The 12,906-nt window shown below is 42.5% G+C and carries 14 protein-coding genes and 1 rRNA gene; 8 read left to right on the top strand and 7 right to left on the bottom strand.

Annotated features, from left to right (window positions below; genetic code table 11):
* Together ACGTN9_RS20410 and ACGTN9_RS20405 are read right to left on the bottom strand one after the other, a co-directional pair.
* Positions 1 to 123, bottom strand: a 16S ribosomal RNA gene (locus ACGTN9_RS20410); the annotation flags it as partial.
* Between the two features lie 332 nt (positions 124 to 455).
* Positions 456 to 1,325, bottom strand: coding sequence for a nucleotidyltransferase-like protein (locus ACGTN9_RS20405; protein ID WP_499596323.1), 870 nt, complete (start codon positions 1,323 to 1,325; stop codon positions 456 to 458).
* A gap of 139 nt (positions 1,326 to 1,464) precedes the next feature.
* Here ACGTN9_RS20405 and ACGTN9_RS20400 point away from each other — a divergent pair, with 139 nt between their 5' ends.
* Positions 1,465 to 1,836, top strand: coding sequence for a YgzB family protein (locus ACGTN9_RS20400; RefSeq protein ID WP_499596321.1), 372 nt, complete (start codon positions 1,465 to 1,467; stop codon positions 1,834 to 1,836).
* A gap of 112 nt (positions 1,837 to 1,948) precedes the next feature.
* Here the strand turns inward: ACGTN9_RS20400 and perR are convergent, their stop codons facing one another.
* The 5 genes from perR to ACGTN9_RS20375 all read right to left on the bottom strand — a co-directional run bounded on the left by perR (position 1,949) and on the right by ACGTN9_RS20375 (position 5,197).
* Positions 1,949 to 2,386 (bottom strand): peroxide-responsive transcriptional repressor PerR, encoded by a 438-nt coding sequence (gene perR, locus ACGTN9_RS20395; RefSeq protein ID WP_499596319.1) that lies wholly within the window; start codon positions 2,384 to 2,386, stop codon positions 1,949 to 1,951.
* Between the two features lie 122 nt (positions 2,387 to 2,508).
* Positions 2,509 to 3,066, bottom strand: a complete 558-nt coding sequence (locus ACGTN9_RS20390; RefSeq protein ID WP_499596317.1) for a cob(I)yrinic acid a,c-diamide adenosyltransferase — start codon at positions 3,064 to 3,066, stop codon at positions 2,509 to 2,511.
* Positions 3,067 to 3,068: 2 nt separating this feature from the next.
* Positions 3,069 to 4,022, bottom strand: a complete 954-nt coding sequence (locus tag ACGTN9_RS20385) for a D-2-hydroxyacid dehydrogenase (protein WP_499596312.1) — start codon at positions 4,020 to 4,022, stop codon at positions 3,069 to 3,071.
* A gap of 227 nt (positions 4,023 to 4,249) precedes the next feature.
* Positions 4,250 to 4,720, bottom strand: a complete 471-nt coding sequence (gene bcp, locus ACGTN9_RS20380; protein ID WP_499596311.1) for a thioredoxin-dependent thiol peroxidase — start codon at positions 4,718 to 4,720, stop codon at positions 4,250 to 4,252.
* A gap of 66 nt (positions 4,721 to 4,786) precedes the next feature.
* Entirely contained in the window at positions 4,787 to 5,197 is a 411-nt protein-coding gene (locus ACGTN9_RS20375; protein WP_499596309.1) for a potassium channel family protein, read from the bottom strand.
* 219 nt (positions 5,198 to 5,416) lie between these two features.
* On the opposite strand from ACGTN9_RS20375, the gene ACGTN9_RS20370 reads away from it, so the two are divergent.
* From ACGTN9_RS20370 to qoxC, 7 genes are all read left to right on the top strand, one after another.
* The gene (locus tag ACGTN9_RS20370; protein ID WP_499596307.1) at positions 5,417 to 6,103 is read left to right on the top strand and encodes a response regulator transcription factor; all 687 of its coding nucleotides are present in this window, start codon (positions 5,417 to 5,419) and stop codon (positions 6,101 to 6,103) included.
* Between the two features lie 108 nt (positions 6,104 to 6,211).
* Positions 6,212 to 6,301 carry a YjcZ family sporulation protein gene (locus tag ACGTN9_RS20365; RefSeq protein WP_499596306.1) on the top strand — a complete coding sequence of 30 codons (90 nt, stop codon included), beginning with the start codon at positions 6,212 to 6,214 and terminating at the stop codon, positions 6,299 to 6,301.
* A 148-nt stretch (positions 6,302 to 6,449) separates the two neighbouring features.
* Positions 6,450 to 7,745, top strand: coding sequence for a glutamate-1-semialdehyde 2,1-aminomutase (locus tag ACGTN9_RS20360; RefSeq protein ID WP_499596304.1), 1,296 nt, complete (start codon positions 6,450 to 6,452; stop codon positions 7,743 to 7,745).
* A 128-nt stretch (positions 7,746 to 7,873) separates the two neighbouring features.
* Positions 7,874 to 8,959, top strand: coding sequence for an FUSC family protein (locus ACGTN9_RS20355; RefSeq protein ID WP_499596303.1), 1,086 nt, complete (start codon positions 7,874 to 7,876; stop codon positions 8,957 to 8,959).
* Positions 8,960 to 9,398: 439 nt separating this feature from the next.
* Entirely contained in the window at positions 9,399 to 10,337 is a 939-nt protein-coding gene (qoxA, locus tag ACGTN9_RS20350; protein ID WP_499596302.1) for a cytochrome aa3 quinol oxidase subunit II, read from the top strand.
* Positions 10,338 to 10,363: 26 nt separating this feature from the next.
* The gene (gene qoxB, locus ACGTN9_RS20345) at positions 10,364 to 12,298 is read left to right on the top strand and encodes a cytochrome aa3 quinol oxidase subunit I (protein ID WP_499596300.1); all 1,935 of its coding nucleotides are present in this window, start codon (positions 10,364 to 10,366) and stop codon (positions 12,296 to 12,298) included.
* A gap of 1 nt (position 12,299) precedes the next feature.
* Positions 12,300 to 12,905 carry a cytochrome aa3 quinol oxidase subunit III gene (qoxC, locus tag ACGTN9_RS20340; RefSeq protein WP_499596298.1) on the top strand — a complete coding sequence of 202 codons (606 nt, stop codon included), beginning with the start codon at positions 12,300 to 12,302 and terminating at the stop codon, positions 12,903 to 12,905.
* The last annotated feature ends 1 nt before the right edge of the window (position 12,906 follow it).

The raw sequence follows: 12,906 nt of genomic DNA, 5'->3' as shown, positions 1-12,906 counted from the left end.
CGTCCGCCGCTCGTTCCACAAGCGTCACCCCCGAAGGGGATCCGCTTGCTTCCCGCGCTCGACTTGCATGTATTAGGCACGCCGCCAGCGTTCGTCCTGAGCCAGGATCAAACTCTCCATAAAAGTAGTTTGAATAGCTCATGTTTGCACTCGAAAGTGCGTTGTTTCATTTCCTCATATAATGAAGAAATTAAATTGACGTACTGGTTGGTTCGTTCAGTTTTCAAAGATCAAATTGTTTCGCCGCTTAAATTGGCGACTTAATTAATATATCATGTAGTTGTTTTGAAGTCAACAACTTTTTCATGATTTTTTTGTTTCTCTGTGTGCCGCTCTCTTAACGCGACGTTTAATAATATACCACGGCATTTTTTTATCGTCAATAGCTTTTAAAATAAAAAATCCGCTTTCCTTATCACTTGCACGGAAAGCGGGTTGTGTAAGTCGTGGAGATGTCAACTTCTCACTTTATATTTACGATGATAAACTTCAGGTCCTTTTGTTTCATGGAGTTCTACTTCCAGGATTTCTTTTTCTGTGAGATATTCGATCATCGCAGAAAGATCCAGTGCGTACAATTTGATTTCAGGATGAACTTTCAACTCTCCAAAAGTCCATGCTGTTTCCTTTGTTTCCATAAGTTCCAGTAGATGCTTGGCACTGTTTTCCGCACGAATGCTAATCGAATGCTCGACAGCAAGCAGCATCAATTGAACTCGCTTATCTGTCGGCTCACCGCTTTGAATCAATTCTTCATATAGTTTATAAACTTCAGCATCAATTCTACGTACCTGGTTCCAAACGGTTACTTCCGGGTGGAAGCCTTTTTCAATGATCGCCAATCTGGCTAAGTAATGCAGAGAATGAACCATACGGCTGAACGCATCTAGATATTGATTGGATTCAAACAGATCTTTGGACTCACTATAGCTTCTGATCAACTTGGCAAACTCTATCGCTTTTTTCAGGTCCCGTGTTTCTTGAGGAAAAACGTTAAGCTTTTTCTTTAATTCTTCCATATATTCATTGCGATCGAATATCACTTTACCATTGATGACCCATTCAACCGCTCTTCGGTATCCACTGGTTTCAATCCATTCCTTCAATAGTTCTTCATCTACAATATGCATGGCCGCTGTTTTGTTTTCAAATTCATAATGCTTCACATACCAGGGATCATCTGCGTCTCTCATTATAATCAAGAGGATGACATCAAAATTATCTGTTACCGGACTGATCGGTTTTTTCTTTTCCATTAACAGAACGCCGAGCGTATTGGGCAAGCTTGCGCGTTCTTGATAAATGGGTCGTAATAAATCTTCCATAGTACTTTCCCCCAGCGGTTTTTTATAGTAGGTCACAGTCAATTATTCGATAAAATTGTTAAAAATCCTCTTTTCGTAATGCAATTCACTGCTATTTTTGTGCTATACTACGATTTGAAAGTAATAAGGAGGGTCACCAGTGGCTTTACAATACAGTAGCAAAATAAATAAAATCCGCTCGTTTGCACTTGGTCTCGTATTCGCCGGTTTCGGTATTATGTATATTGGATTATTGTTCAAACAAACGGAATGGCTGATGATCATATTCATGATTCTAGGGATGATGGCGATCGGCCTAAGTACAGTTGTCTATTTTTGGATTGGCATGTTATCGACAAAAACCATCCAAATCATCTGTCCCAATTGTGATAAGCCGACCAAAATGCTCGGAAGAGTCGACGCCTGTATGCATTGCAAACAGCCTTTGACTTTAGATAAATCCCTTGAAGGAAAAGAATTCGACGAAAAATACAACTCCAAACGATTTCAGAAAAAAGAAGAGCAGAGCTAGCCGTCTAGCATTGTATAATGTGAAAGTGCCCCGATAATTGACTTATTATATAGGAATAACAAAATAAACCTCATACCTGAAATCAGGCATGAGGTTTATTTTTATAAAAAGGTTAATGCGCATTTTTAGTTTGGCAGTCACTGCAGGTTCCGTACACTTCCATGCGATGATTACTTACATCAAATCCTGTCACCTGTTCAGCTAAAGACTCCACTTCATCTAAGCTTGGGTAATGGAAATCGACTATCTTACCACAGGACTCACAAATAACATGGTAATGCTCTGTGGTATTGCAGTCGAATCTACTGGAAGCATCTCCATAAGTCAGCTCCCTGACGAGGCCAATGTCTTTGAACACCCGCAGGTTGTTATACACGGTAGCAACACTCATGTTGGGAAACTTCCCTTCCAGCGCTTTATAGATCTCATCAGCTGTCGGGTGAGTCATAGAATTAAGCAAAAATTCAAGCACCGCATGACGTTGAGGTGTAATTCGTACACCAGAGTCTTTCAAGGTAACTATCGCTTCTTGTAGTCTTTTCTCAGACACCGCCATGCACCTCGCTTTCCGTAAACTTTAATTTTAGAATATTATTACATAATAATCTTTATAATTAGTGTACCTTGTAATTACTATTATTGTCAATATACATATATTGTAGATTCCCGTTGCTATACGTCAGCTTGCAGCGGAATCTCGTCTCCACCAAGATGGTGGTTCACATAGCGGGCAGCAACAAATAATAGGTCAGATAGGCGATTCAAATAGGAGACGACCAGAGGATTGCTGAGCTCATCACCAAGAGCAACAGCGGTCCTTTCCGCTCGTCTGGCAACCGTACGTGCAGCATGAAAAGCAGCCGAAGCTTCATGCCCTGAGGGAAGAATGAAGTTCTTTAAAGGATGCAACACTTTATCCCACTCATCAATAGTGGATTCAAGCTCCTTTATATGCGCTTCCTTTAATTGCCACATCACATCTTTCCCTTTTGGTGTGGCCAATTCTGCTCCCACATGGAAAAGGATCGTTTGGACCTTCGTCATGAACGTCACAAATTCCTCTCGCCCATCCCATTCTTCACGCTTCAAGTGGCTCATAGCCAGCCCGATCATGGAATTGACTTCATCACAAGTACCGTACGCTTCTACTCGTAAGTCATTTTTAGGGACGCGGTCCCCATAAATCAACGAAGTTGTTCCTTTATCTCCTGAACGTGTATAAATCCTCACTCTTAATACCCCCGTTTCGGATCGATTTTATTAATAAAGTCCTCTTGCCCTTGTAAATAGCGTTCCAAATTTTCAACAAAAATATCAAAAGCTCGATATTGATATTGTGGCGATACCCCCGAATGATGCGGAGTAACCGTGATATTTTCTTCCTCCCACAGGACATGCTCCTCTGGTAGCGGTTCTTCCTCAAACACATCCAATACAGCATGGGCGATTTCTTTCGACCGGACTGCTTGCAAAACAGTTTCCGTTTCCACCAGGTCGCCTCTACCCATATTCAAAAAAATCGCATGAGATGGCATCAACTCAAAATGCTCTTTTTGGAGGAAACCGATTGTTTCAGAAGTGCTGGGCAGTACCGCAACAACAAAGTCAGCACTTTCTAGCACGTGTTCCCATTTGTCAGTGGAATGTGTTTCATCAAAATGAGGTTTTGGATTCCCGGTTTTAGAAACCCCGATTGTTTTCATTCGAAAAGCATGAGCCAGCCTGGCTACTTCCTGCCCAATCGCTCCCGTACCCAGAACAACCATCGTTTTACCAGATATTTCACTCATAACAAGTTTTTTGTCCCAAGTGTGGGTTGTTTCGTTGGCGATGACTGTCTTTGTCTGCCTTGCTATTTGCAATAGCATCGCAAATGTATATTCAGCCATCGGTACAGCATGAATACCTCTGGCATTTGTGACTAGTATCTGCTGCTGGTCGATTTGGTTGAAAGGCATTTTTTCCATTCCTGCAGATAAAACCATAATCCATTTTAGCTTTTTCGCCTGCTTTACTAACTCATCATTTAAATCCTCTCCATAAGTAATGAAGATCTCTGCTTCAGAAAGCTCCTCTTTCGCTTCTTCTATCCCATGGCAGAAAGAAAAGGTCAGTTCCGGATAATCAGCTTCCAACCTGGCCCGAATATCTTCTTTTACATTCTTAATAGCTGAAAGTACAAGCATATATGTAGTCCTCCTCTGATTCACCTGCTTCTATTTTAGCTGAATTATCATAATTTACAAAAAGATTTAGACTTAAAAATCAAAAGAAGAGACACCACCTGAAGGTGATGCCTCAAATAAAGGGGAGGTTTTCGGTTGATACTTCACTTTATGTAGGGGGAGGAGATTTGTATAGCGCATATACCCAATTAAAATAAAAAAGCACTCTCCACATGGAGAGCACTTGATCAAGATAAGTTTTCGCGAATGTACTCTAAAGCAGCTTCCACATGTCCTTTGACACGTACTTTACGGAATTCTTTTACGAGGTTCCCCTCTTTATCAATAATGAATGTGGAACGCTCGATTCCGTAATATTCTTTGCCGAAATTCTTTTTCAGCTTCCAGACATCGTATGCCTCTGCAGCCTGCTTGTCCTCATCTGCCAGCAATAAAAATGGAAGCTCGTGCTTCTCAATGAACTTCTCATGGCGATTGACCGGGTCTGGACTGACCCCTAGAATTACCGCATCTACGTCCCCAAAGCTTTCATGATGATCACGGAAATCACATGCTTCTGTAGTACAGCCAGGAGTCATATCTTTCGGGTAAAAATACAATACCACATTTTTCCCCCGATAATCCGATAGCTTTACTTTCTCTCCATTACTGGCCTGCAATTCAAAATCTGGTGCTTTCTTTCCTACTTCAACACTCATGAAAGGTCCCCTCCTAAAGTTTTGTTCTATTATTAGCGTACAGGAAAGGGACTGTGATTTCCAATCTTACTCAGTCGGATGCCTGGAACCATAGACTACTCTGACAAACATAGCAGCAGGAATAGTATAACCGATCAATGCTTCAAACAAGGCGATCGGCCTTCCCCAGCCAATGGGGATGATATCTCCGTAACCTACTGTCAACAATGTGACCCCACTGAAATAGATAGCCTGTCCTATACGATCCAGTAATGCTTCCTGCTGTAACCCTCCTCCTGCTAATAGCGGGATACCATTCATAGAAAGAATGAAATAAATCAATCCGAATCCGCTCATGACAATTGCATATAAAATAAGCAACCCAGTAAATACTGTTAATGAGAAGTGATGGTTATCCGAAATCAACTCTCGAAAGAATGAAGTCAAACTGACGATGAGCAACAGTGTTATGAAAAGAAGCAATATCGTTTCTATCATATATTTTCTCCTTAACGAAGGAATAGGTATCTCTTACAAACTTATGCGCTCCACTGCCCCAACTATACATACTGAAATTTCCCAGCATATATTGGTATAAATTTCTAAATCAATCCCCCCTACGGCCGATAATAAATATAGGAAATAGCAATCATTAAAATAGATATTTATTACCATCGTAATTTATACTGAGGACAAATCGGATGAAAAGGTGACGTTATGAAGCGAATTTTTATTATAGAGGATGACTTGCAAGTTGCTTCCTTCCTTAGAGAATCACTTACCGGGAATGGGTTTCAGCTTTTCCAAACGCAGGATTATGATCGTATTGCAGCTGAGTTCATCGCTTATGAACCGCACCTTGTATTGATAACAGTTGGTTCACCAAATTTCGACGGACTCTATTGGACCCGACAGCTCCGCGAAAGCTCCAAATGTCCCATTTTATTGATAGCCGCGTCTCATTCCGATATGAATCAGGTGAAAGCGATTGAAAATGGAGCTGATGATTACTTGGTAAAACCGTTGAATTCGAATTTATTGCACACGAAAATAAATCGAGTCATGCGTAGAGTATATGAAGAAGATATCAATCAATCCGGTCGTGAAGTTTCTGAAATAAACTCCGGGCTTAAACTGCGACCGATGGAAATCACTTATAATGAGAAAAAACAATCACTGACGAGGAATGAGTTTTTTCTTATGAAAGCGTTCATCCAGTACCCTGACCAGCTTTTACCGCGTGAACAGCTGATCCACTTACTGACGAAAGATATCGGCAGCCTGGATGATAACACGTTGTCTGTCAATATAAATAGATTACGGAAAAAGCTTTCCAATATAGGCCTTGAAAATGTTATCCAGACTATAAGAGGAAAAGGCTACAAATTCATTCTTAAACGATGAATCATCCCCATAACCAGAAACTCCTACAATTTTTTAGGTTGAACGCACAGTCCATTTCCACCTTACCTTCATAAGATATCGTAAACGTGGCAAAGGGGGGTGGAATGAATGGGTTATGGCGGTTACAACAGCGGCTTTGCGCTGATTGTCGTGTTGTTCATTCTTTTGATTATTGTTGGCGCAGCATATCTTTATTAATTCACAATAAACCACCTCAATTTGTAAAAGACTACTCGTTTGTCTCACTAATCCGGGTAGTCTTTTTACATTGGGTAATTACTCTGCTGTTTCTTTCAGGACAAGCCATGCTACAATAAAAGTTGGAATTATTTCAGGGAGGTTTACTATGAATTTTTCAAAATCAGTACAATTACATGAAGAAGCACTAACTCATATTGTTGGGGGGGTCAACTCTCCTTCCCGTTCGTACAAAGCGGTAGGAGGTGAAGCACCTGTTTATATGGAAAAAGCAGACGGCGCTTATTTTTGGGACGTTGATGGTAATAAATACATCGACTACCTTGGTGCTTATGGCCCGATCATTACAGGTCATGCCCATCCACATATTACCGAAGCCATCACCAAAGCGGCTCACAACGGTGTTTTATACGGAACACCAACTGCGCTTGAAAATCAGTTTGCCCGTATGTTGAAAGAGGCTATTCCTTCGATGGACAAAGTCAGGTTCGTCAATTCTGGAACAGAAGCAGTAATGACAACCATCCGTGTAGCACGTGCATATACTGGCCGTAATAAAATCATCAAGTTCGCCGGCTGTTATCACGGCCATTCTGATTTGGTTCTTGTTGCCGCAGGGTCTGGCCCTTCCACGCTAGGGACACCTGACTCGGCCGGGGTTCCAGCTTCCATTGCATCTGATGTTATTACGGTTCCTTTTAATGATATTGAGCCTTTTAAACAAGCACTGGAACGTTGGGGAGATGAAGTTGCAGGTATTCTAGTAGAACCGATTGTCGGCAACTTCGGCATCGTCGAACCCAAACCTGGATTCCTGGAACAAGTGAATGAACTCGCTCACCAGGCAGGCGCTCTTGTCATTTATGATGAAGTGATAACAGCCTTCCGCTTTACTTATGGTAGTGCACAGCAGCTCCTGGGAATCGAGCCGGACATGACCGCGATGGGTAAAATCATTGGTGGGGGTTTACCAATAGGCGCCTACGGTGGTCGAGCAGATATTATGGAACAGGTTGCACCGCTCGGACCAGCCTACCAGGCAGGGACTATGGCCGGGAACCCAGCATCCATGGCCTCAGGAATTGCCTGTCTTGAAGTGTTACAGCAGGACGGTATATATGATGAATTGGATCGCTTAGGAGCTAAATTAGAAGAAGGAATTAAAAACAGCGCTTCACGGTATGATATCCCGATTTCTATCAACCGGTTGAAAGGTGCACTTACTATTTATTTCACTAATGAAACCATTGAAAATTACGAGCAAGCCGAAAATACGGACGGCGAAATGTTTGCACGCTTTTTCCAATTAATGCTTCATCAAGGGATCAATCTGGCTCCTTCTAAATATGAAGCCTGGTTCTTAACCACAGCTCATAAAGATGAGGATATAGAGGCAACTATCTCAGCTGTAGAACATACTTTCAAAACGATGGCTGCTGAATAAAAACATGTATTCTTGCTCCCGGACGATTTCCGGGAGCTTTTGTTTTGGTTATGTACTTTCTTATTATTTCACTTTCTATTTTAAATAACTTAAGGTAATAGTAGATTTAATTACATGCAGAAAAGGTGATGACCATGAAACTGGGCGCCAGAATGATGAAAACAGGACTTGCAGTTGCTGTGGCTGTATATATCGCTTCTTTAACCGAATTAACTACCCCTGTTGTTGCGGGAATTGCCGCTGTTTTTTCTATTCAGCCGTCTATTTACCGCTCCTATCAAACCGTGCTCGAACAAATACAAGCGAATATCATTGCGGTTGCTGTCGCCATCATCGTCTACTATACGTTAGGAGATGGCGCTTTTATCGTCGGCTTTTCCATTATCCTTGTCATTGCTTTGAATATGCAGTTAAAGATGAATGAAAACACGATTATCTTCGCCGTAGTAGCATTAATTTTATTAATGGAACCGACACAAATGGCTTTCCTTCCCTACGCGGGAGCACGTTTCACTTCATTGATGATCGGCATATTGTCCGCTTTTGCGGTAAATCTTGCGTTCGTCCCCCCGAAATATGAAACGAATCTGTTCCGGCAAATTGATCGTAATACAAGTGATATACTGCAATGGCTCCGAGTCACCATCCGGCACCTCAATGATGAACCTGCTTTGAAAACTGAAATGAACAGGCTTCAGGATGAAATACGATATATCGACCAAACGTACCTCTTATACAAAGAAGAACGGACCTATTTAAAGAAGAATCGTTTTGCCAAAGCCAGGAAGATGGTGCTTTTCCGCCAGTTGATTGCTACTACCAAGAAATCATTCGATGTATTGAAAGCCTTCCACCGCCTGGAGGGTGATATTGATAACATACCACCTGCGTTCAAAGAAGTACTGGTCACAGAATTGGATAAAGTCATTCATGCCCATGAAAAATTGATTCTTAGTCTGATGGGACGAATCAGAAAGACCCACAAAGAATCATTGCGGGAAACAGAGGAACCTAATATTCCCATTCTGGTAGAAAGGTTGATCCGAATCTATGAAGATGACCGCGACCCTGATAAGCTCGTTTTCCTGCCCTTAGCATCCCAGCTTATGGAATATCACCACCACCTGGAACATTTGAAGCGTATTCTGCAAAGCTATCAGCACTTTCATTATGAAAGACACCGAAACATCTTTGAACAGAAGCAAGCCAGATAGTTTGAACAAAAGCGCAAGCGCCTTGCTCACCCCCGACAAGCTTAAGACAAGCCTCGGCGTGACGTTCTTTGTCACAGAGAGGCTTGACTTAAGACCTCGAGGGGGTAGGCGCTGGAGCTGGATGACACCCACTACCGAAGGTTATCAACAAAAAGAAAACTTTATAATTTCCTAGCCAACAACAAAACGAGCCCCTATACGGCTCGTTTTTTTATGCTCAAAACATGGGTATCTCCTCCCTTCATTTCCTTTAATTGCTTGAAAGCGCTTGTAATTTGAACATTTTGTGTCGAAAATTCCACAAAAAAGTGAACTTTATTTTACAAATTAGTTAACTGCACCGCAATGGGGGTATTACAATGCTATAATCTGTTTCACGCATTGAGTTTTCACTATATCCATAGTAATAATAATTAGTTTGATAGGAGTGCATGACTTCATGAGACATAAACAGCATCATTGGAGAAGATGGCTGGCATTGCTCCCGCTTTCCCTCGTCTTTTTATTAAGCGGATGCAGTGAACTGACTGTACTTGATCCAAAAGGACCGGTCGGTCAAAGTCAGAAAGATCTAATCGTATTTTCACTTTGGTTCATGCTGGGCATCGTGGTCGTAGTGTTTGCCCTGTTCGCCTATATGGTAATCAAATATCGAAACCGCCCTGGCAGAGGCGATAAAGATTATGATCCACACCTTCATGGCAACACAGCTATTGAGATTGTTTGGACAGTTATTCCATTAATCATTGTCATCATTTTATCCGTACCTACGGTAAACACACTGTTTGATCTGGAAAAACCGCCGGAATCATCAGGAGATAAAGAACCATTAGTGATCTATGCTACTTCAGCAGACTGGAAATGGTTCTTCAGTTATCCGGAACAAAATATTGAAACTGTGAATTACCTTCATATTCCAACTGACCGAGCTATTGAATTCCGTCTGTCATCAGCAGATTCCATGGCAGCACTCTGGATTCCTCAACTGGGCGGTCAGAAATACAACATGGCCGGGATGGAAAATACCCTGTATCTGCAAGCAGATGAGCCTGGCACTTATGATGGCCGGAATGGCAACTTCAATGGAGAAGGTTTTACCGAACAGACATTCAAAGTGCACGCACAAGAAGAAGAATCGTTCAATAACTGGGTACAAGAAACAAAGAACGAAGCACCTGAACTGACCCAGGAAAAATATGATGAACTGCTTACACCTAGTGTCCTGGACGAGCAAATGGCGTTTTCCAATACTCACCTGGAGTGGGTAGATCACGGAACGAATGATGGCCGCGACTACGCTATCAAGCGTCATTATGATGCCTACCAGGAACTATTACATTTGGAAAATGAGGTTAAAGGCGATGGTAAGCATGACTAGTTATCGAAGAAAGCAGGTGAACAGCTATGAAGCTAGATGAATTTTTTGTAACCGGTGAACCACTCGTATACGGCGGAATGGTTTCCATTGTATTGGTTACCAGTGCCGTCATTTTTCTCCTCACCTATTTTAAAAGATGGGGATGGTTATGGCGTGAGTGGCTGACGACCGTTGATCATAAAAAAATCGGAATTATGTACATTTTAAGCGCGTTAGCAATGTTATTCCGTGGTGGTATGGATGCTCTCATGATGCGCGTACAGCTGGCGTTTCCAAATATGAACTTCCTGAACGCCCAGCACTATGATGAAATCTTTACTACCCATGGAACGATCATGATTATCTTTATGGCGATGCCATTCTTGATCGGCTTGATGAACATCATCGTTCCGCTGCAAATCGGGGCTCGCGATTTCGCCTTTCCGTTTGTGAACGCATTGAGCTTCTGGTCGTTCTTTTTTGGAGCGATGTTATTCAATATTTCATTCGTCATTGGCGGTTCCCCTGACGCAGGTTGGACAAGCTACACACCGTTATCAGGAGCAGCTATGAGCCCGGGACCAGGACAGAACTTTTACTTGATGGGATTACAGCTGTCCGGGATAGGTACCCTGGCCACAGGAATTAATTTGATGGTGACGATTCTTAAAATGCGTGCACCAGGAATGAAATTATTCAAGATGCCAATTTTCTCCTGGTCTACACTTGTCACTTGTTTCATCATCATTTTTGCTTTTCCGATTTTAACCGTTGCTTTGGCATTATTGACCATCGACCGTATCTTCGGATCCCAGTTCTTTACAGTAACCGGTGAAGGGATGCCGATGATGTGGGCGAACTTATTCTGGATGTGGGGACACCCGGAAGTTTATATCGTCATCTTACCGGCATTTGGTATCTTCTCCGAAGTCATCGCTACCTTTGCACGTAAGCGATTGTTTGGGTATCACGCCATGGTCTGGTCAATGATTTTGATTGCCGGATTGAGTTTCCTTGTCTGGGTACACCATTTCTTCACTATGGGGGCCGGGGCATTCGTTAACTCCGTATTCTCTGTATCAACAATGTTGATTGCTGTACCTACCGGAGTGAAGATCTTTAACTGGCTTGCAACACTGTATAAGTCAAAAATAGAGTTCACTACACCGATGATGTGGTCGCTGGCATTCATCCCGAGTTTTGTTCTCGGTGGGGTCACCGGTGTCATGCTTGGTATGGCAGCAGCAGACTATCAGTTTCATAACTCGTATTTCCTGATCGCTCACTTCCATTATGTGTTGATTGCCGGAACAGTGTTCGCCTGCTTTGCAGGCCTGGAATACTGGTATCCGAAAATGTTTGGCCATAAGCTTAATGAGCGGATCGGAAAACTGGCATTCTGGTTCTTCGTCATCGGATTCCATGTTACGTTTTTCCCGCAATACTTCGTTGGCTTAGACGGTATGCCGCGCCGAGTATTCTATATTATTCCAGAGTGGATGCCATTGAATGTCATCTCTACAGTCGGTGCGTTTGGAATGGGTGTCGGATTCGCTATTTTCGTATTCAACATCTACTACAGCTACCGCAACAGCGAACGTGAAAAAACAGGTGATTCTTGGGATGGACGTACCCTTGAATGGGCGACTCCTACTCCAGTACCGTTCTATAATTTCGCTACTGTACCTCATGCAGATAAGTACGATGCTTTCTTAGCGATGAAGGAAAAAGGTGAAACCACATTTGATGAAGAAAAGCTTGAGCCAATTCATATGCCGAGTAATACAGGGCAGCCAATCATCATGATGGCTATCGCTGCTTTTGCCAGTTTCGCGCTGATATTTGAATGGATTACCCTGGCAGTGATCGGGCTCGTCGGTGTCCTGATTATGATGGGAATACGCTCGTTTGATTATGATGAGGGTTATCATGTTGAAGTAGATGAAATTAAGCGGATCGAACGCGAAGCAAGGGGGTTATAACATGAGTGCACATGAATTGAAATCCGGCCCATTAGAATATCGTACACAAGAAGGTCGAATGAGCATTCTAGGCTTTTGGATTTTCCTTGCTGCGGAAATTGTTCTATTCTCCACCTTATTTGCGACCTACGCTGTATTATTTGGACGGACAGCGGATGCACCTACCCCAGGTGAATTATTTGAGATAAAAACTGTGCTGATTATGACATTTCTTCTGTTAACAAGCAGTTTCACTTGTGGGATAGCAATCCATCATATGCGAAGAGGTTCCTTGAAAGGCCTGATGACCTGGCTCGTTATCACATTGGTGCTTGGTCTAAGCTTCCTTGGTTTTGAAATATATGAGTTTATCCATTACGCACACGAAGGCGCTACCCTGCAGTCCAGCGCCTTCTGGTCCGCCTTCTTCACATTGGCAGGAACACATGGGCTGCACGTCACCTTAGGTATTGGCTGGGCAGCCCTGTTGTTGATCCAACTTGCTAAGCGCGGGTTGACTCCTGTGACAAGCAGGAAAACATTTATAATCAGTCTCTATTGGCACTTTCTTGATGTTGTTTGGATATTTATCTTTACAAGTGTCTATTTGATTGGGATGGTGGTTTAAT

Source organism: Halobacillus sp. B23F22_5, from assembly GCF_043497085.1.
Taxonomy (GTDB): Bacteria; Bacillota; Bacilli; order Bacillales; family Halobacillaceae; genus Thalassobacillus.
This window is presented reverse-complemented; position numbering and strand designations above follow the sequence as displayed.